Here is a 19,599-nt window from a genome sequence, read left to right as displayed (position 1 = left end):
GCGATGACGGCGGCCCAGTCAATACCTGTGTCGACTGATACACCGCCATCGCTGGCAAGCCAGCGCCGACAAAAGTTTTGTGCTGCCCGCTGAACAGCCACTGCTGCTCAGGTGTTGCTACAGACGCAATCCCCACATGGCTCCTGCCCCCCATCCGCAGGCATCCCCCCGCCCGCAGGGGCCGCAGCCGCCATGGCATGGCCGTTGCACTCGCTGCTGCAACAGGTCCTCGCACCTTGCATGACTGAATCAGGAGCACCCATGAGCACTGAATTTTTCTGGCGCCTGCCGCTGGGCACCGATGGTCCGCAGTTGACCACTGACAAACACAACCGGGGCAATGCGCAATACCGCCCCGGCCATATCGCCCCGGGGCGCTTGCCCAATGGCGAGCCGGACGGTTTCACCTACATCGACTACATCGCCCAGGTGGCCAAGGCCGCCGAGTTGGCCGGCTTCGAAGGGGCATTGCTGCCCACCGGGCCCGAGCCATGGATCGTCGCGGCCGCGCTGGCCCGGGAAACCCGGCGTATCAAGTTCCTGATTGCCTTCCAGGCCACCTGGACCCTGCCCGCCTACGCCGCGCAGCAAGCAGCGATCCTGCAGAACCTGAGCCGGGGCCGCCTGGACTGGAACATCATCACCGGTGGCAACCCGGCCAGTCAGCGGGCCAATGGGGATTTCCTCGAACACGACCTGCGCTACAAACGTACCGGGGAGTTCCTCGACATCATCCAGGGCCTGTGGGAGCAGGAAAAGTTCTCCTATGACGGTGATATCTACCAGTTGGAAAACGGCGCCCTGCCCCCTGGCCTGCACCATGAGCGCAAACCGGGGGTGTACTTTTCCGGGTTCTCCGATGCCGCTCTGGACGTGGCCGCCAGGCATGCCGATGTGTACCTCAATTGGGCCGAGCCCATCGACAAGCTCAAGCCGCATATCGAGCGGGTGCGCGAGTTGGCCGACAAACAGGGGCGCAGCGTGCGCTTCGGCCTGCGGGTCGACCTGTTTGCCCGGGAGACCGAAGAGCTGGCCTGGAAAGACCTGCGCCGCCAGTTCGACAAACTCGAAGGCCAGGGCAGCGCGCTCGCCAAAGGTTTCACCAACGGTTCGGATTCGGTGGGTGCGGCGCGCCAGACGGCCTATCACCAGAATGTCGACCGCTTCGACGACCTGATCATCGGCCCCAACCTCTGGGCCGGGTTTGCCAAGGCCAAGCCGGGGCCCACCGTGGGCCTGGTGGGCAGTCACGAGAACATTGCCGAGCGCCTGGTGGAGTACCGCGACGCCGGGTTCTCGACCTTTATCCTCGCCGGCAACCCGCACCTGGAAGAGGCCCTGCGCATTGGCCAGGAAGTCTTGCCGCTGGTGCATCGACAGGCGGCCACCCAACCTTTGCGCGCCAGCGCCTGACTGCTGCGGGAGACCCTGAATGAGCCAACACCTCGATACCCTCTGGTACACCCGCTGCCCGGTGCCCACCGGGCTGGGGATTGCCGTGCAAAAAGGCTGGCTGCAAGAGACCGTCGGCGCCCTGGGCGCCGAGGTGCAGTCGCTGCGCGAGTCCAACGACCAGGCCGTGCGCGAGTCGCACTTTGATCACAGCTTGCGCAACTCGGTGCGCCACGGCGGCAATATCCCGGCGATCTGGGCCCGTGCCCAGGGCCGCGAGACCCGGGTGATCGGCTTGTCCTGGGCCGATGAAGTGCAATTGATCCTGACCCGCCGGGGCAGCGGCATCCAAACGGTCAAGGACCTCAAGGGCCGCACTTTCGGCCTGCCCGACTGGTCCGGCGCGCAGATCGATTTCACCCGCGCCCAGGCCTTGCGCGGCCTGGAAAATGCCCTGTCGCTGGAAGGCTTGCAGGTCGGCGATGTGAAGCTGGTGAACTTCCGGTATGGCGGCACCTTCAGCGACAGCCCGGTGCGCAACATCGCCGGCACGCAGGTCTCTGCGCCGCTGGCCGAACGCAACCTGGAGTTGATCGGCCTGCTGCGCGGCGAGGTGGATGCGATCTTTCTCAAGGGCGCCAGCGCCGCCCAGCACGCCCATGACTTTGGCCTGCACACGGTGATCGACACCGGTTCGCACCCGGACCCGCTGATCCGCAGCAACAACGGCACGCCGCGCACCCTGGCGGTGGACCTGAACCTGTTGGACAACCACCTGGATGTGGCCACCGGTATCCTCGATTCGGTATTGCGCGCCGAGCAATGGGCCCACACCCACCCGCAAGAAACACGGCGCTACCTGGCCCGGGAAACCAACAGCAGCGAATACTGGGTCACCGCCGCCTATGGCGAGGATGCCCACCTGCGGCTGCATACGGCCCTGGATGAACAGGCGATTGCCGCGCTGCAGGACTTTGTGCAGTTCCTGCACCGCTGGCGCTTTATCCCCAACAGCTTTGATGTGCGCGCCTGGATCGATGCGCGGCCCCTCAACCACCTGACATCGTTGTAGGAGCCCGGCTTGCCGGGTTCCTACAGGGCATAGGGATTTGAACGAAGACCTTTATGAGCAAACCACTCGATACTCTCTGGTACACCCACAGCCCGGTGCCCACCGGGCTTGGCATTGCGGTGCAGTCCGGGCGACTGGCCGAAGCCTTCCAGCCATTTGGCACCAATATCCAATCCCTGCGCGAGTCCACCGAGCGCGAAGTACGCGAAGCCCACTACGACCATCACCTGAAGAACTCGGTGCGCCACGGCGGCAATATCCCGGCGATCTGGGCCTACTCCAGCGGGGTCCAGACCCGTGTGCTGGGGCTGTCGTGGAGCGATGAGGTGCAGTTGATCCTGACCACCGCCGAAAGCGGCGTGAGAAGCGTGCGCGACTTGAAAAACCGGCGCTTCGGCCTGCCCAAGTGGGCCAACGTGCAGATCGACTTCACCCGCGCCCAGGCCCTGCGCGGCCTGGAAAACGCGCTCAAGCTCGAAGGCCTGAACGTGGCGGATGTGGAGTTGGTGGACTATCCCTACGGCGGCACCTACAGCGACAACCAGACCCAGTACGTGTACGGCACCCCGGCCAGCCTCGGGGTGAGCCGCTTCAGCCGGCGCAACAACGAGTTGATCGGCCTGCTGCGCGGCGATATCGATGCGATTTTCCTCAAGGGCGCCCACGCCGTACACCTGGCCAATGAGTTCGGCTTGCATGTGGTGGTCGATACCGGCTCCCACCCGGACCCGTTGATCCGCAGCAACAACGGCACGCCGCGTACGCTGACGGTAGATACCCACCTGCTGCACGAGCATTTCGATGCCAGCGTGAAGATTGTCGATACGGTATTGCGCACCGAGCAATGGGCCTGGGCCAATCCCGACGAGACCCGGCGCTTTCTCGCCCAGGAGCTGAACACCAGCGAGTACTGGGTGACGGCGGCCTATGGCGAGGATGCCCATCGGCGGCTGCGCACCACCCTGGACTCCCGCTCGATCGAGGCCTTGCAGGACTTCACCGATTTCCTGCATCGCTGGCACTTCATCCCACGGCATTTCGATGTGCGCGACTGGATCGACTTCAGCGTGCTGGAAAAAGTCATCGGCTCCACCTCCCGCGTCGCAGTCTGACCCCCTCAACCCCTGTAGGAGCCGGCTTGCCGGCGATGACGTCCCTGAGTGATGCAGTGCTTGCAAGGGCGCCATCGCCGGCAAGCCGGCTCCTACAGTGTTGGCCACGCAGCACTTTCTGTGCTGCTCCAGCAGCACTGGCCACGCAGTTTTTGCTGGATCCCCCACAGCCCTGGCCCAAAGCGATTTGTTACGCGCAAAAACAAACATTTTTTCCTTTTATATCAACAATATAAATACTCGTATCGGGATTGGCACGATCTCTGCTCTAACCCCTTCAAGGACACTTTTCCGGGGGAGATTTACATGCACAAACTTAATCCAATCACCAAGGGCCTGTGGCTCGCATTGCTGTTCACTGGCAGCGATCACGTGCTGGCAGCCGACACTGAAAACGAGCCGGCACTCAAGACCGTCACCGTCACCGCGCAACACCGGGAGCAGACCTTGCAAGAGGTGCCGGTGGCCGTGTCGGCGGTCCAGGGCACCAGCATCGTGGCCGACGGCGTGCGCTCGATGGGCGACATCACCACTTTCATTCCCAACGCCTCGGCGAAGAACCCCGACGGCGACGGCCGCCCACGCTGGTACATCCGCGGCCTGGGCACCGGCGACACCGGGGCGGCCACGGTGTACCCAGTGGGCATTTATGCCGATGACGTTTACCTCAACGCACCGATTGCCGGCGGCGGCCCGCTGTTTGACCTGGAGCGCATCGAGATCCTGCGCGGGCCCCAGGGCACCCTGTATGGCAAGAACACCACGGCGGGCGCGGTGAATATCATTTCGAAAAAACCCGCGTTCGACACTGACGGTTTCGGCACCATCGGCTTTGGCAGCAAGAATGAAAGGATCCTCAGCGGCGCCCTTGGCGGCGCGCTGGTGGACGAAAAACTCGCCGCGCGGATCTCGCTGTACTCCGAGGAGCGCGACGGCTTCCAGAAAAACCTGGTGGACGATCACACCTACGGCGACGTCAACAAAAAGGCCGTGCGCCTGCAGTTCCTTGCCCAGCTCAACCCGGACCTGGACGCGCTGCTGAAGATCCACAGCCGCGAGTTCAAGGGCGACGGTTCCAACGGGGCACTGACCCTGGGCCGCTACTACAACGTCGGCTACCAGCGCCCCGAAGGCCGTAATATCGCGCTCAACGTCAAGGACGATTCCAAGCTCAACCATGACGGCACGTCCCTGACCCTCAATTGGCACCTGGGCGACTACACCCTCACCTCCATCAGCGCCTATGACTACATTCGCGGCCAGTCCAGCAGCGATGCCGACTACACGCCTTATGAGGTCAACGGCACGTCCACCAGCGATAACAAATACACCCAGTATTCCCAGGAAATCCGCCTGGCCTCGCCGCAGCAGGAAACCTTGCGCTGGCTGGCCGGTGCGCACTACTTCCACGAAGACCTGGACAGCAGCGGCGGACGTTTCATTGCCCCCGGCCCGACGCCCAATGGCACCGGTTCCAACCAGATCAATGGCGCGACCGACCTGCGGGATCTCAATTACGACCACAAGACCAACAGCTACGCGCTGTTTGGCAACCTGACCTACGACTTCACCGACAACTTCACCGTGACCGGCGGCCTGCGCTGGACCCAGGAAAAGAAAGACATCGACCTGAACCTCACCCAACTGACCCGCAATACCGCCAACGGCCCGCTGGTGCCCCTGGCCGGCAGCGGCACCAATGGCAGCCGCCAGGAGAACAAGACCTGGGAAGCCTGGACCTACGATGTCACGCCCGAATACCGGATCAATGACAACGTACGAGTGTTCTTTCGCTATGCCCACGGCTTCCGTTCCGGTGGTTTCAACACCGGGCTGTCCACCAGCCTGGCGCAGTTGACCACGGTGGACCCGGAACAACTCGACGCCTATGAGTTCGGGGTCAAGTCCGAGTGGTTCAACCGCCGCCTGACCGCCAACGCGAACATTTTCTACTACGACTATTCGGATATTCAGGTCAACCTGCTGACAGTCAACAACGGCGTGCTGACCACGGCCCTGACCAATGGCGCCAAAGGCAAGGTCAAGGGCGCCGAGCTGGAACTGGAAGGCCAGCCCACCGACTCCCTGCACCTGCGGGCGGCGGTGTCGTTCCTCGATACCGAATACACCGACTTCAAGAACACCAACCCCAACACCGGCGCGGTCACCGGTGACTACAGCGGCAACAGCTTTGTGCGCTCGCCGCGCAATGTGGTGTCGGTGGGTGGCGACTACACCATCGCGCTGCAGATCGGCGGCAAGTTGGTGGCCGGGGCCGACGCCAGTTTCCGCGACAAGGAATACTTCCTCGCCGACCGCCAGAGCAGCGCCGACAAGACCCTCAGCCAACCCCACTACACCCTGGTCAATAGCCGCCTGAGCTGGTACAGCGCCGATGAAAAACTCAGCGTCACCGGCTTCGTCAACAACCTCACTGACCGCCGCTACCAGGTGCATGGCCGGCCAAACGGTGGACTGGGGCAGTACGTGATCACCTACGGCGACCCACGCACCGTGGGCGTGAGCGTGACCAGCCGTTTCTAAGCCCAAGCCCCTCTCCCAAACAACACAGACCCACTGTAGGAGCCCGGCAAGCCTGCGATAGCGTCCTTGAGCTCGCCATCGCAGGCTTGCCGGGCTCCTACAGGTGATCTGCATTGTTTGGAGGGCCAGCCTTGTTTGAAAGGAATACGTTTATGTTCCAGCACACTCCACTGGCCGGCGCCATCGCGCTGGTCCTGGGCAGCCTTGCCGTGCCCGCCATTGCCGCACCAATCCAACCCACGGCCAAGACCGACCACCTCGACACCGTGGTGGTACTGGGCACCCGCCGCAGCGACCTGACCGCCCTGCAAAGCGCCGCGCCGGTGGATGTGCTGTCCGGCGAGCAACTGCAAGAGACCGGCGCCAGCGACCTGTCTGGCGCGCTGACCGCCCTGTCGCCGTCGTTCAATTTCCCGCAGTCACCCCAGGGTGCCTTCGCCGGCTCTATCGCCCAAGGCGCATCGCTGCGCGGCCTGGCGTCGGACCAGGTGCTGGTGCTGGTCAACGGCAAGCGCCGCCACAGCAGCGCCAATATCACCCGCCAAAGCCTGGTCAATGGCCGGGGCGCAGCGGCGGTGGATTTGAGCCTGATCCCCCTGAGTGCGATCCAGCGCGTGGAGATCCTGCGTGACGGCGCGGCGGCGCAATACGGCTCGGATGCCATCGCCGGGGTGATCAATATCGTGCTCAAGGAAAACGACGACGGCGGCAACGTCGGCTACCGTTTTGGCGGCTATGACAAGGGCGATGGTATCCAGCGCAAACTCAGCGGCTGGAAAGGCTTCAGCCTACCCAACGACGGTTTCCTGACCCTGAGCTTCGACGCCGGCAGCCAGGATCCGGCCAGCGACACCAACCCCGACAACCGGATCTTCTATCAAGGTTCCACCAGCATCAACACGCCCCGGGAACAGAACAACCGCTACCGCACCTGGCGCTGGGGCTCGGGCAATGTCTCCGACCAGTACAACTTCGTGGCCAACAGTGAGATCGGCGTCGGCGACGGCCTGACCGCCTATGGGTTTGCCACTTACGCCCACAAGAACACCGACGCCGAAGGTTTCTTCGACCCGCCGACCACCCTGCGCAGCAACTACGGCAGTACCGCGTTGCAGCGTTACCCCGACGGGCGCCTGCCGGTGACGCGCTACAGTCTGCAGGACTATGCGGTGACCGGCGGCCTGCGCTACGAGCACGAGCAACTGGGCAAGTTCGACCTGGCGCTGAACCACGGTAACAACACGCTCGAATCCACCGATCGCAATGCGATCAACCCCAGTTGGGGCACCAACAGCCCGTCGAATATTTACACCGGCCAGCGCGAAAACGAGCAGACCAACCTGACCCTGGACTGGGTGCGCGACTTCCCCACCGACCTGCTGTTCAAGCCGCTGACGCTGTCCGCCGGCCTGGCCTGGCGCAAGGAGAACTACCAACTGAGTGCCGGTGATGCGGCGGGCTGGCAGAACGGGCCGCTGTTCAACACGGTCGACCCGATCACCGGGCGCCGCATCCCTGGGTATTACTCGGGCATCACCCAGGTCGATGCCGCGTCCCTGGAGCGCAAGGTGCTGGGCGCCTATATCGATGTCGAAGGTCAGGTCACCGAGAAATTCCAGGCCGGGGTGGCAGTGCGTACCGAGCACTATTCGGACTTCGGCGACACCACCAACGGCAAGCTGTCGCTGCGCTACGACTTCACCCCACAGATCGCCGCGCGCGCCACCGCCAGCACCGGCTACCGCGCGCCGTCGCTGGTGCAGAGCGGCATGTCGTCGTTCAGCGTGCAGGTGGTGGAACAGCCGCCCGGCAGCGGCAACTATGTGGAAGTGCAGCAACGCACCCTGCGTGCCGACAGCCAGGAAGCGCGGTTGCTGGGCGGCAAGGCACTCAAGCCCGAGGAGTCCACCAACTACTCCCTGGGCCTGGTATGGCGCCCGCTGGACAACGCCTCGGTGACGGTGGATGCGTACCGGATCAATATCGACAACCGCATCACCCTCTCCGACCAACTGCCGTCTGCGGTGGTCACGCCGATTTTTGCCGGCACGCCCTACGCCAATATCCAGAGCGCGGCGTTCTACACCAACGTCGCCGATACGCGCACCGATGGTATCGAGCTGACCGGCAACTATCAGTGGAACCTGCAGCAATGGGGGCGCCTGAACCTGAGCAGCGGCTTTGCGAAGAACCGCACCACAATCACGGCGTTGCGCGACGTGGGCAATATCAAGGGATCGCAGATTGTCGGGCGCAACACCCAGGGCCTGATCGAAGAAGGCACGCCAGAAACCAAACTGACCCTGAGCGCCAACTGGCTGTATGAGAACTGGGGCCTGACGGTTGCCCAACGCCGCTATGGCCAATGGATCAGCCGCAATGCCACCAACCCCAGCCTGGACCAGACCTACAGCCCGCAGTGGGTCACGGACGTGGACCTGTCGTACACCTTCGACAAGGGCCTGAAGGTCTCGGTAGGCGCGATCAACCTGTTCGACAGCCACCCGGACAAGGCCGATGGCGCGCAGTTGTACGGCGTGCCGATCTACTCGATCACCAGCCCAGAAGGTGCCCAGGGCGCGTTCTACTACACCAGCGTGAGTTACGACTTCTAGACGCGACTGCTGAACGGGTGTTGCCACAGCAGCACCCAACCACCATTTCCCCCTGTCGGAGCCGGCTTGCCGGCGATTGCGGCCTCATGCCCTGCGCATGGCAGAAGGGCGCCATCGCCGGCAAGCCGGGCTCCTACAGGGTTTACGGGTTTATGGCACATGTCTTGCGATGGTGGCTGGGTACTTCGCTGAAATAAGACCTGCCATGCGCCTGAATCACTTACTGAACCCTCTTACCTGGCTGATCTCCCCCCTGGCCTTGCTGGCAGTGTGGGCGTGGGTCGCGCACCTGGGGCTGTTCCCGCGCAACCTGCTGGTGCCGCCCGCGCAGGTGCTGCAGACCTTTGCCGATCTGCTGGCCAGCGGCGAGTTGCAGGAACACCTGGGCAACAGCCTGTCACGGCTGGGCATTGGCTTTGCTATCGGCTCGCTGTGTGGCCTGGGCTTTGGCGTGTTGATGGCTTTGTCGAAAACCGTCGAGGCTTATTGCGGGCCGCTGTTCCATACCCTGCGCCAGATCCCCAGCATCGCCTTGATTCCGATGTTCGTGCTGCTGTTTGGCATCGATGAAACCTTCAAGATCATCATCGTGGCCAAGACCGCGTTTTTCCCGGTGGCCCTGGCGGCCGGCGAAGGGGTCAAGGGCATCCCGCGCAGCTACTTCGAGGTCGCCGACGTGTACCGCCTGCGCTGGCCGAGCTTTGTGCGCCTGGTGGCCCTGCCCGCCGCCGCGCCGCCGATCATCACCGGTTTTCGCATCAGCCTGACCCGCGCCTGGGTGGTGCTGGTGGCCACCGAGTTGCTGGCGGCCGACAGCGGCCTGGGGCAGATGATCGAGATGGCCCGGCAGATGCTGCGCATCGACATTGTGATGGTCGGGGTGGTGGTCACCGGCGTGATCGGCTTTGCCATCGACTACCTGTTGCGCCATATCGAACAGCGCCTGTTTCGCTGGCAGACGCGCTAGGAGCCCTCTATGACGAACCTGCTGAAAAAGTCCCGCGGGCTGTTGCTCCCGCTGCTGCTGGTCCTTGCCTGGGAATACGCCTCGCGCCAGGGCGCGGCCGGTGCCTATGCGTTCGTGCCGCTGTCGGCGATTGGCACGGCCTTGCTGGATATGCTCGGCAACGGCGAGTTGCTGGTCAACCTGCTGGCGAGCCTGGCGCGCACCAGCAGCGGCCTGGCCCTGGGCATTGTGTTCGGCGTGGCGTTAGGGGTGCTGATGGCGTTGTCCAGCGTGGCCAACCGCTTGATCGGGCCGCTGTTCCATAGCATTCGCCAGGTGCCGATGCTTGGCTGGATCCCGCTCATCGCCATGTGGTTCGGCAATGGCGAGTTCTCCAAGGTGCTGATCGTCAGCCTGGCCGCGTTTTACCCGATGGTGCTGAACACCTGGCAGGGCTTTACCCATGTCGAGCAGCGTTACCGCGAAGTGGGCCTGGTGCTGGTGCTGAGCCCCGTGCAGCGCTTCACCCAGGTGCTGCTGCCGGCCGCGCTGCCGAGCATCGCGACCGGCGTTTTGCACGCCCTGGCCTTTGCCTGGGTCACGACGATTGGCAGCGAGTTATTCCTGTCTTCCGCAGCGGGCCTGGGCAACTTGATGATGAATGCCGAGGCCGGCTCGCGCATGGAAGTCATCGTGCTCTGCGTGTTGTGCATCGGCCTGCTCGGCTACCTCATGACCCTGTTGTTTAACCGCCTCGTGCGCCACCTGCTGCGCTGGCGCCACCTTCGTTGAAAGGCCCTGACATGAATGCAATCGCTCACCACGCCTTACACCAGCACCTGCAAACCGGCGCCTTGCAGATTCGCGGCCTGAACAAGGCCTACCGGATCGAAGGCCGCTCGTTGCCGGTGCTGCACAATATTCACCTCGACGTGCAACCCGGCGAGTTCGTCAGCATCGTCGGCGCCAGTGGCTGCGGCAAATCCACCTTGCTGCGCCTGATTGTCGGCCTGGAGGCCGAGTACGAGGGCGATATCCTGCTCGATGGCAAACGCATCGCCGCCACCAGCCTGGAGCGCGGCATCGTGTTCCAGGACCACCGGTTGTTCCCGTGGATGACCGTCAGCCAGAACATCGCCCTGGCCCTGAAAAACCATGACCTACCCCAGGCCGAGAAAAACCGCCAGGTGGCCGAGCACATCGCCCTGGTCAACCTCGGCGGTTTCGAGAATGCGTACCCCCATCAGTTGTCCGGCGGCATGGCGCAACGCGCCGCGATTGCCCGGGCGCTGATCAACAAGCCCAAGGTCCTGCTGCTGGACGAACCGCTCGGCGCCCTCGACGCCCTGACCCGCGTGCACCTGCAACGGGAACTGCAGCGCATCTGGGTGCAGCAGCGCTGCACGGTGCTGATGGTCACCCATGACATCGAAGAAGCACTGTACCTGGGCGACCGGGTGATTGTGATGGACGCCCATCCGGGGCGGATCAAGCACGAGATCCGTGTCGACCTACCCCACCCACGGGATCGTGCTTCAGCGGTGCTGCAACAGCACAAGCGGCAATTGCTGGAGGAGCTGACAGGCCACTGAGGTCAGCCCGCCGCAACCTTCAGGCGCTGGATCTGTGGCGTGCCTGTGGATGATCCCGGTTTGCGCGGGTCAATGACACTCATCATCACCCCATCGCTGGTGATGAATACTGGCCGTGACTTGCCTTGGTCTTTCGGGTCATTGGAAAAAGCCCCCTTGAACTCGACGGACCGGCGTTGCTCGGCAGTGCCGCCGTCCAAGGTCACCTTCAGATCCCCCGCGGGCGTCACCTGCCAGTCCGAGATTTGGGCGTCGGTGTAGTCCAGTTGAACGGTACTGCCCTGCAGGTCTTCAATGTGAACACTGCCTGACCCCTTATTGATGATGTACGTATTGCTGCCGCCTTCAGCGACCACCCTGGCCCCCCCATTGATCACCACGACATCGGCCCCCTTGCCTGTGCGGGCAATGTCCTCGCGGCCATTGAGGGTCAGCAAATTATTCTGATCATCACCTTGAACATAACTTTCGCCGTTCTTCACCGTGGTGACATTGGAAAAGTTCTGCACACTGGCGATTTTTTTCACCCCCTCGGTGTTGGATTTTTCAGTTTTTACCGAGACGCTATGGTCTTTCAGATTAATGACATGCCCTACGTAGCTGACACTTTCTTTCTTTCCAACATCGTCGCGTGGCGAACTTAATTCTCCAGAAAAAACCAGGGTGTTACGTCCCTCGCCACCCTCCAGGGATATTTGCCTGGGACTGAAATCTTTGTTTCCCGTTTTCTCGACCTCCCGCGCCCGCTCCAGTGTCTGGCGTGCATCGGCATTCATGACCACCGTGTCATCAGCGCGCCCGCCACTGACCACCTTCTTGCCGGTACCTAGCAAGAAGACGTTGGGTTTGTTTTCCACCCCTCTTACATAATCATCACCACCACCCAGGTCCCATAACGTGGCTTTTCCATCACCCAACTCGCCTTCAACCTGTTTGACCGGTTTGCCGTTAAATGATGAATAGCTTTCATCCACGCCTACCCGGTCAGTGCCATCACGAACCGCCACCGACGGGACCTTGCCGGGTACTGGAATCAGATTCAGCAGCCAGGTGACCGGCGAAAACCAGACTCTTGGCGTCAGTGGGACTTTGCCGTCCACTTGCTTGACCTCAACCTGCGACGAGCCGTAGACCACCCGCTCGAAGGTGTTCTTTGCATCACCGCTCAGGAACGCTTTATAGCGAGCTTGGCGTTGCTCATCGATTTCGTGGGTGTATTGGGTCTGCAGGTAAGGCTTGAGCACATCAAATCCAGGCTCCAGACCCAGGAACGCCCTCACACCGGTGACGGCCTTTTGTTCGCCCGAAAGCGGCGTGACCTTATCCAGGTCTTCCACGCTGCGCACGGAGTGGTAAATCATCTGGCTCATCATGAGCGTCCCGGCCACGACCAGGCCCACCGGCCCAGCCGACGCCGCCCCCATCATGAATGCGGCGCCCAACGTTACCGAGGTCGCGGCGTTGGCCACCGCGAAAGCACCGTCAACATAATGGTCCTGGGCTTGAGCACCGCTGCTCTTACTGGCCTTTTTAAAGGAATCGACAGCACTGTAGATATCAAACGGCACGCTGACCGCCGCACCCGCCCCGGTGCCGACTTTGCCAATCAGTTGCCCAACACTCGACGCTTTAAATCCCATGATCGAAGGCGCAGCCTTATGAATGACACTTTGCCCCAACTTGTTGAGCGAAGCCCCAATCGCGTCGCCCCCATACTGGGCAGCCACTGCACCTAAACTGATACTGCCTTGGGTCACGTCTCCATTGTGAAAAGACTCTATCGCGCTGCGCAGCCCCTGGAATGTACTGAATGCCTGGAAACCCAAGCCGGCAGCCCGCGTTTTTCCAAACTTGTCCACCCCACCTGCATCAAAGAAATTCGCAGGCATCGCTTGTTTAGTGCGAACCATCTCTTGAATCTGAGCCGAAATCTTGTGCACTTGCTGCATCTGCTTTTCGAAGTTGTCAGGCACCTTCGACACTTCGGTACTGGGGATCAGCGGTCCAGCGGACGGATCACGATGAATCGCAATTTCAAAGAACAGCTTGGTTGCCTGGTCACTGAACCGAACATCACCGGAATCGGACCATGCCTTGAAACGCGCAAAATCAATTTGCAGGTTATTGGCCAACAGCTTGCCATTCGGGTCACCTGCAGGCTGAGCAACTATCGGCTTGCCGTGGATATGGATGCCCATTTTGTAAAGATCGACGCGACTGATATCCAGGGTGCCGATACGGATCGGCGCCTGGCTGTCATCGAGGGCCTGAAGGCGCTGCACTTCCCCCGTATTGTTGATGACAGCGGGTGCAGCCATCCTGGCAAGAGGCGTCCCCCCCTGGTGTGTGGCAAACAACTGGCGATCGCGCTGCATCTCTTTGTCGATGTACGGATAACCGGGAGGTGGGGTTGCTTGGGCTAAGGTGCGCAGCAACTTTTGCTCAAGCCCCTGCATGCTGCCAATGTACGGGGAACCGGGGTACTGTTTTATAAAGCCCTGAACGGTTTTCAATGAATCGAAGGTGGCGTGATACTGGGCCATACCTTTCTTGGCATGTATGTTGTCCACGCTTTCCAGAACATTTTGATAAACCGCAGCTTCCATACCCGCAACAGGCCTTGCATGTTTTCTAAAATCAGCCGAGGAAGGCAGGTGCGCACTATCAACTACTTTTATCGTATCAAGATCGGCCAAGGGCGCATTATATGCCAGTTGCATCCGCGTGGACGTCGGTCTAATCCCCGAGACATGCTCTGGATTAAATACGCTGAACCTGTATTTAGGGTTATCCAGATCGTTGTTGTATGGCCTAATTAATTTTTTCAGATCTGGATCGGTAAAGATTTTTTTCATTCCGCTTTCAAATGCCTTGGCAGAAGAAAACCTGACCAAGCCAATATTGGGGTCGGCGTAGTAATAGGTCCGTTTACCGTCCGCTCCCGCCGTCACTCCTGCCGATAGACGATGCCCACTGGCAGAAATAATCAACGTCGTCGGGGCTGGGGCTTTGAGGAGCTGCGCTACGATTGACTTGTAAGACCCGAGCCTGTCAGTGGCCGGATCATGAGCCTTGTCGGCATACCCGGCGTACTTCTGGGCCCTGGCAACTGCAGCAAAGAATGCTTGAGATTCAGGCGTATCAGGAGAAGCCAGCGCCTGGTAAATATTGCCCAGGAAAATATCAGCCTTGCCCTCCCTTGTCGCCAAGGACAGCAGGTGCGATATGCCCGCACACTCTCCGTCGCTCGATTGGTTAATCATTGCCAGATAATAACTTTGCGGCATGGGTGTCAACTTAGTTTCTTTACCCGAAACTACGTTCGAAAACTCCATCACCCTTTCTTGTGTTTTGATAATAGTGCGCTTTTCGGCCAAGTGTTTGAGCATGCCTAATTGCTCATCGGTCACCCCGGGCTGCAATGCCATTTTATAAAACTCGGAACTACTCATCAAATCCGAATAACCAGCCGGCAGCGGCACTGACCCCGGTGAGTTATACCCTCGCATATAGGCCACTCGGCCCTGGCTTTGTTTGACACTTTCTACTTTTGAAAAAAAATCATCTGCGCTGCCCGTCTCGCGAACAGCTGCCGCCGGTACTCCCCTACGCAGGCGGCGCTTGTCTGGTACATCGTTCTGCGTCGTCAGTTGCCCCGATGATGGTTCTCGACGTTCTTCATGGGAAGTTGGAGGGGCGGTTTGAGCGGACTGATTTTGTCTAATAAACGACAAGGTATTGGGCAGGGACGATACGTGCATAATCACTCCAGCTAACAGGTTTTGTTCATTCAATATCCTTTTATGTGAAGGGCTCCTGGAGTGATAAAACCTAGCACCAGACGCAATGCCACCCTGACAGACAAATCTGAGAGCAAACCACAAGGTATTACCAAATGCAGCGCGCCCCTCACTACAGAATGCGCGCCATCTTGATGATCTCGATAGACACCGGGCTGTTGCCACGGCTGAAGGTGCCTTCGCCAATCTTGCGAAAACCGCACGCGGCGTAGAATTTTTCGGCGGTCAGGGTCGCTTCCAGGTAGGCGCTGGTATGCCCGGCTGCGGCGATCTGCTGCAAAGCCTCGGCCAACAGGCGCTTACCCACCCCCTGCCCGGCCGCCTCGCCACGAATAAACAACTTGCTGACTTCCAGACCCTCGATCTCCACGAAGCCCTGGAGCACATCGCTGCAGGCCAGCCACAGGTTGCCGGCGGCGATGGCCGGGCGGTAAGTCTCAGGGGAGCGGCCATCAAGCCACATGGCGATCTGTTCGGCACCATAGTCGGCGGTGCACAGGTTTTCGACGGAGTTTTTATGCACCTGGAAGATGCTCTCGGCGTCGTCCTGGGTGGCTGGGCGGATCAGTAGATTTTTCATTCCTTTGAGATTCCGAGCAGGGCCAATAAACCCAGGCGTTATAGCTGATCTTGCGCCGGGCAGCGACCGAAGACCGCACATCTTGTGCGTTGACCAGCTTTCCCACACACCATATAGTGTGCCCACACACGCAGCCGACCACTACATAGTGTGCGATGCCGGCAACTATCAAGTTTTTTGGACGGTCTCACACACCGTCAGAACAGACCAGGAAGGAGTATTTCATGCTGAGTTGGGATGAAGTCGACACCGAAGACACCGGTGCAGCCGTGATCCGTGGCGCCAACGCCGGCCACGCCACCGAAGCCAACATGGACCGCCTCGACGGTGCCGGCGCCGCCGCCGCCATCGAGGCCCGCGCCGTCACCGCCAATGACTCCGCCGCCATCGTGCGCGCCAAGGCCGCCCTGGACAAACTCGACGTCGCCGAAGGCCTCGCCGAGTTGGAAGGCGCCTCCGCCCGTGTCGCCGTTGACGAAAAACGCATGATCAACTGCCGCGCCGACCTCAACCAACTCGTGCCCTTCAAGTACGACTGGGCCTGGCAGAAGTACCTCGACGGCTGCGCCAACCACTGGATGCCGCAAGAGGTCAACATGACCGCCGACATCGCCCTGTGGAAAAACCCCGAAGGCCTGACCGACGACGAACGTCGCATCGTCATGCGTAACCTGGGTTTCTTCTCCACCGCCGATTCGTTGGTCGCCAACAACCTGGTGCTGGCCGTGTACCGCCTGATCACCAACCCGGAGTGCCGCCAGTACATCCTGCGCCAGGCCTTCGAAGAAGCGATCCACACCCACGCCTATCAGTACTGCATCGAATCGCTGGCCATGGATGAAGGCGAGATCTTCAACATGTACCACGAGATCCCGTCGGTCGCGAAAAAAGCCGCCTGGGGCCTGAAATACACACGTTCTATCTCCGATCCGAAATTCGAGACCGGCACCGTCGACACCGACAAAGAACTGCTGCGCAACCTGGTCGCCTACTACTGCGTGCTGGAAGGCATCTTCTTCTATTGCGGCTTCACCCAGATCCTGTCCATGGGCCGACGCAACAAAATGACCGGCGTGGCCGAGCAGTTCCAGTACATCCTGCGCGATGAGTCGATGCACCTGAACTTCGGCATCGACGTGATCAACCAGATCAAAATCGAAAACCCACACCTGTGGGATGCCGAGATGAAGGAAGAAGCGACCCAGATGATCCTGCAAGGGACCCAGCTGGAGATCGAATACGCTCGCGACACCATGCCGCGCGGCGTGTTGGGCATGAACGCGGCAATGATGGAGGACTACCTCAAGTTCATCGCCAACCGTCGTCTGTCGCAGATCGGCTTGAAGGAAGAATACCCAGGCACCACCAACCCGTTCCCGTGGATGAGCGAGATCATGGACTTGAAGAAAGAGAAGAACTTCTTTGAGACCCGGGTGATCGAGTATCAGACCGGTGGGGCGTTGAGCTGGGATTGATCGCAGGCCATCGCCGGCTTGCCGGCGATGGCGCACGCATCAGTTGGAGACTTGCTCAAGAAAGATCAGCTTCAGAGGTTCCAGCAGCAAGTCATCCGCCGTGGCGGCAAAGCGCTGGAAGTACGGCATCGCAAAATGCGCATCGAGGGCCGCCTGGTTCTTGAACGCTTCACGCATATAGAACGTGCCTGGCTCATCACGCAGTTCGAACAGCACATAATCCAGGTTGCCTGGCTCGGTGCGGGTCGGCTCGACCAAGGCCAGCAGGCCGGCCTTGAGCGCTTGTTCCTGGCCCGGCTTGGCCTTGAGTACGGCGATGGATATCAGGGGTTTGCTCATGCTGGCGACTCCATTGGTAGGTTGGCTGGCGCATGCGGCGAGCATTACACACAGCGATAAGCCCAGGGCTTTGATCAGGGTGTTCATTGGAAATCCTCAAGCACAATCTTGCCCCGCGCCTGGCCGCTTTCCACCAGGGCATGGGCGCTGCGCATGTTGGCCGCGTTGATCGCACCAAAATGCGCACCGAGAGTGGTGTGCAACACGCCTTGGTCGATCAACTGCGCCACCCGGTTGAGCAGGTGGTGCTGCTGGATCATATCCGCCGTTTCAAACAGCGAGCGGGTGAACATCAGCTCCCAGTGCAAGGACAGGGATTTGAGCTTGAGCGGCATGACGTCCAGGCTGTCCGGGTCATCGATCAACCCCAGCCGCCCTTGGGGGCGCAGCACTTCGACCAATTGCGCCAGGTACTCCTCGGTATGGGTGAGGCTGGCGACATGGCTGACCCCATCGACCCCCAATGCCTGGAGCTGGGCCAGCATGGGCTGGCTATGGTCGATCACATGATGGGCGCCCATGCGCTGGACCCACTCGATGGTCTCCGGGCGCGAGGCGGTGCCGATCACGGTCATGTTGGTGAGTTGGCGGGCCAGTTGCACCAGGATCGACCCCACGCCACCACCGGCCCCGACCACCAACAGCACATCACCCTCGCCTGCGCCTTCAGTCACACCAAGGCGGTCGAACAGCAACTCCCAGGCAGTGATCGAAGTCAGCGGCAAGGCAGCGGCGTGGGCCGCGTCCAGCGTGCGTGGCCGGTGGCCAACGATGCGCTCATCGACCACCTGGAATTCGCTGTAGCTGCCTGCGCGGATCAAGGAACCTGCGTAGTACACCGCATCGCCTGGCTTGAACAAGCTCACGTCGCTACCGACCTGGCGCACGATACCCGCTGCATCCCAGCCGAGGATTTTCGATTCCTGGGCGTAGGTACCAGCGCGCACCTTGGTATCGATCGGGTTGACCGCCACAGCCTGCACTTCCACCAGCAGGTCCCGAGGGCCTGGCTGGGGGGCGTTGATGTTCACGTCGATCAGCGAACGTGGGTCGTCAATGGGCAGGCCATGTTCGGTAAAGGTGATTGCTTTCATGGGAACTCACGAGTGATGAGGGACGATGGCCCTCGATGGCGTGCATTTTTACCGTTCCCAGGACGAAGAAAAATCGACAAAATGCAGCAACACTTTCATTGCTGGAGTGAAAATGATCCGCATCGATGATCTCGGGCTGTTCCTGCGCAGCGCCGCCCTGGGCAGTTTTACCGCCGCTGCGGTGGAGGCCAACCTGTTGCCGGGCCAGGTCGCGGCAGCGATCAAGCGCCTGGAGCGGGAACTGGAAGTACGGCTGTTTACCCGCACCACCCGCAGCCTGCGCTTGAGCGCCGAAGGCGAACAGTACCTGCCCACCGCCCGCAGCGTGTTGGAGCAGTTGGAGCTGGGCCGCGAACGCTTGCGCGGCGATGACGCGCCGCTGCGGGGCACGTTGCAGATCGCCGCGCCGTCGGACCTGGGGCGCAACATCCTGCTGCCGATGCTCACCGAGTTCCGCCGCCTGCATCCAGAACTGACCTTGCGCTTTTTGGTGTCGGACCAGGTCACCAACCTGTTTCGCGACCCGGTGGACGTGGCTCTGCGTTATGGCTGGAACGAGGACGCCAACTACATCGCCCTGCCCCTGGCGCCCTGGAACCGCCGGGTGCTGGTGGCCTCGCCGGACTACGTGGCGCGCCACGGCGCCCCCGCGTCCACCGACGAACTGACGCACCACCCGTGCCTGCTGTACCTGCAAAACAGTCGTCTGCATGACCGCTGGGAGTTGGGCGGGCAGACCGTGCAGGTCGCGGGCCCCTTGTTCAGCGACGACGCCGATGTGGTACGGCGCTGGGCCGTGGCCGGCGAAGGCATCGCCTACAAGACCTGGCTGGATGTGTACGCCGATGTCCAGGCGCAGCGCTTGGTGGTGCTGCTGCCAGAGATTGCCGGGGATGTGTACCCCTTGAGTTTCGCCTGCCCCCATCGCGGGCAGATGTCGCGGGCGGTCACCCAGTTGTATCAATGGTTGAACCAACAGTTCAGCGCCATGGAGCGCCCGTGAACCCTTTTGTAGTGGATTAGGAAAGACGCGGTTTT

14 protein-coding genes are annotated in these 19,599 nt (G+C 61.1%); 10 read left to right on the top strand and 4 right to left on the bottom strand.

What is annotated here, in order from left to right:
• Positions 1-261: 261 nt before the first annotated feature.
• The 8 genes from ACSSVH_RS11460 to ACSSVH_RS11425 all read left to right on the top strand — a co-directional run bounded on the left by ACSSVH_RS11460 (position 262) and on the right by ACSSVH_RS11425 (position 11,273).
• Complete coding sequence (locus ACSSVH_RS11460) at positions 262-1,413, top strand: LLM class flavin-dependent oxidoreductase (RefSeq protein WP_172314832.1); 1,152 nt, start codon at positions 262-264, stop codon at positions 1,411-1,413.
• Between the two features lie 19 nt (positions 1,414-1,432).
• Positions 1,433-2,464, top strand: coding sequence for an ABC transporter substrate-binding protein (locus tag ACSSVH_RS11455; RefSeq protein WP_172314834.1), 1,032 nt, complete (start codon positions 1,433-1,435; stop codon positions 2,462-2,464).
• A 53-nt stretch (positions 2,465-2,517) separates the two neighbouring features.
• Positions 2,518-3,576 (top strand): ABC transporter substrate-binding protein, encoded by a 1,059-nt coding sequence (locus tag ACSSVH_RS11450; protein ID WP_169955294.1) that lies wholly within the window; start codon positions 2,518-2,520, stop codon positions 3,574-3,576.
• Between the two features lie 306 nt (positions 3,577-3,882).
• Positions 3,883-6,120 (top strand): TonB-dependent receptor, encoded by a 2,238-nt coding sequence (locus ACSSVH_RS11445; protein WP_492634561.1) that lies wholly within the window; start codon positions 3,883-3,885, stop codon positions 6,118-6,120.
• A 152-nt stretch (positions 6,121-6,272) separates the two neighbouring features.
• Complete coding sequence (locus ACSSVH_RS11440) at positions 6,273-8,735, top strand: TonB-dependent receptor plug domain-containing protein (protein ID WP_172314838.1); 2,463 nt, start codon at positions 6,273-6,275, stop codon at positions 8,733-8,735.
• 205 nt (positions 8,736-8,940) lie between these two features.
• Positions 8,941-9,702, top strand: coding sequence for an ABC transporter permease (locus ACSSVH_RS11435; RefSeq protein ID WP_169955297.1), 762 nt, complete (start codon positions 8,941-8,943; stop codon positions 9,700-9,702).
• 9 nt (positions 9,703-9,711) lie between these two features.
• The gene (locus ACSSVH_RS11430; protein ID WP_169955298.1) at positions 9,712-10,473 is read left to right on the top strand and encodes an ABC transporter permease; all 762 of its coding nucleotides are present in this window, start codon (positions 9,712-9,714) and stop codon (positions 10,471-10,473) included.
• Positions 10,474-10,484: 11 nt separating this feature from the next.
• The gene (locus tag ACSSVH_RS11425; RefSeq protein WP_170058031.1) at positions 10,485-11,273 is read left to right on the top strand and encodes an ABC transporter ATP-binding protein; all 789 of its coding nucleotides are present in this window, start codon (positions 10,485-10,487) and stop codon (positions 11,271-11,273) included.
• Positions 11,274-11,275: 2 nt separating this feature from the next.
• On the opposite strand, the gene ACSSVH_RS11420 is transcribed toward ACSSVH_RS11425, so the two are convergent.
• On the bottom strand, positions 11,276-15,034 hold the full coding sequence (locus ACSSVH_RS11420; protein WP_170058030.1) for an Mcf1 protease effector domain-containing protein: 3,759 nt from the start codon (positions 15,032-15,034) through the stop codon (positions 11,276-11,278).
• Positions 15,035-15,185: 151 nt separating this feature from the next.
• Positions 15,186-15,653, bottom strand: coding sequence for a GNAT family N-acetyltransferase (locus tag ACSSVH_RS11415; RefSeq protein WP_169955301.1), 468 nt, complete (start codon positions 15,651-15,653; stop codon positions 15,186-15,188).
• Positions 15,654-15,877: 224 nt separating this feature from the next.
• Here ACSSVH_RS11415 and ACSSVH_RS11410 point away from each other — a divergent pair, with 224 nt between their 5' ends.
• Entirely contained in the window at positions 15,878-17,128 is a 1,251-nt protein-coding gene (locus tag ACSSVH_RS11410) for a ribonucleotide-diphosphate reductase subunit beta (RefSeq protein WP_169955302.1), read from the top strand.
• A 39-nt stretch (positions 17,129-17,167) separates the two neighbouring features.
• Here ACSSVH_RS11410 and ACSSVH_RS11405 read toward each other — a convergent pair whose 3' ends face one another.
• Positions 17,168-17,467: a putative quinol monooxygenase gene (locus ACSSVH_RS11405; protein ID WP_169957065.1), complete on the bottom strand. Its 300-nt coding sequence runs from the start codon at positions 17,465-17,467 to the stop codon at positions 17,168-17,170.
• Between the two features lie 83 nt (positions 17,468-17,550).
• Positions 17,551-18,561, bottom strand: coding sequence for a zinc-binding alcohol dehydrogenase family protein (locus ACSSVH_RS11400; RefSeq protein WP_170058029.1), 1,011 nt, complete (start codon positions 18,559-18,561; stop codon positions 17,551-17,553).
• A 112-nt stretch (positions 18,562-18,673) separates the two neighbouring features.
• On the opposite strand from ACSSVH_RS11400, the gene ACSSVH_RS11395 reads away from it, so the two are divergent.
• On the top strand, positions 18,674-19,564 hold the full coding sequence (locus ACSSVH_RS11395) for a LysR family transcriptional regulator (protein ID WP_170043230.1): 891 nt from the start codon (positions 18,674-18,676) through the stop codon (positions 19,562-19,564).
• Positions 19,565-19,599: the final 35 nt, after the last annotated feature.

This window comes from Pseudomonas sp. HC1(2025), assembly GCF_058742075.1.
This window is presented reverse-complemented; position numbering and strand designations above follow the sequence as displayed.

What these genes read in the sequence shown, in the direction of transcription:
- ACSSVH_RS11400 (WP_170058029.1), bottom strand. Translation starts at nt 18,561, where the DNA reads ATGAAAGCAATCACCTTTACCGAACATGGCCTGCCCATTGACGACCCA.
- ACSSVH_RS11420 (WP_170058030.1), bottom strand. Translation starts at nt 15,034, where the DNA reads ATGCACGTATCGTCCCTGCCCAATACCTTGTCGTTTATTAGACAAAAT.
- ACSSVH_RS11395 (WP_170043230.1), top strand. Translation starts at nt 18,674, where the DNA reads ATGATCCGCATCGATGATCTCGGGCTGTTCCTGCGCAGCGCCGCCCTG.
- ACSSVH_RS11460 (WP_172314832.1), top strand. Translation starts at nt 262, where the DNA reads ATGAGCACTGAATTTTTCTGGCGCCTGCCGCTGGGCACCGATGGTCCG.
- ACSSVH_RS11405 (WP_169957065.1), bottom strand. Translation starts at nt 17,467, where the DNA reads ATGAGCAAACCCCTGATATCCATCGCCGTACTCAAGGCCAAGCCGGGC.
- ACSSVH_RS11425 (WP_170058031.1), top strand. Translation starts at nt 10,485, where the DNA reads ATGAATGCAATCGCTCACCACGCCTTACACCAGCACCTGCAAACCGGC.
- ACSSVH_RS11410 (WP_169955302.1), top strand. Translation starts at nt 15,878, where the DNA reads ATGCTGAGTTGGGATGAAGTCGACACCGAAGACACCGGTGCAGCCGTG.
- ACSSVH_RS11435 (WP_169955297.1), top strand. Translation starts at nt 8,941, where the DNA reads ATGCGCCTGAATCACTTACTGAACCCTCTTACCTGGCTGATCTCCCCC.
- ACSSVH_RS11450 (WP_169955294.1), top strand. Translation starts at nt 2,518, where the DNA reads ATGAGCAAACCACTCGATACTCTCTGGTACACCCACAGCCCGGTGCCC.
- ACSSVH_RS11455 (WP_172314834.1), top strand. Translation starts at nt 1,433, where the DNA reads ATGAGCCAACACCTCGATACCCTCTGGTACACCCGCTGCCCGGTGCCC.
- ACSSVH_RS11430 (WP_169955298.1), top strand. Translation starts at nt 9,712, where the DNA reads ATGACGAACCTGCTGAAAAAGTCCCGCGGGCTGTTGCTCCCGCTGCTG.
- ACSSVH_RS11440 (WP_172314838.1), top strand. Translation starts at nt 6,273, where the DNA reads ATGTTCCAGCACACTCCACTGGCCGGCGCCATCGCGCTGGTCCTGGGC.
- ACSSVH_RS11415 (WP_169955301.1), bottom strand. Translation starts at nt 15,653, where the DNA reads ATGAAAAATCTACTGATCCGCCCAGCCACCCAGGACGACGCCGAGAGC.
- ACSSVH_RS11445 (WP_492634561.1), top strand. Translation starts at nt 3,883, where the DNA reads ATGCACAAACTTAATCCAATCACCAAGGGCCTGTGGCTCGCATTGCTG.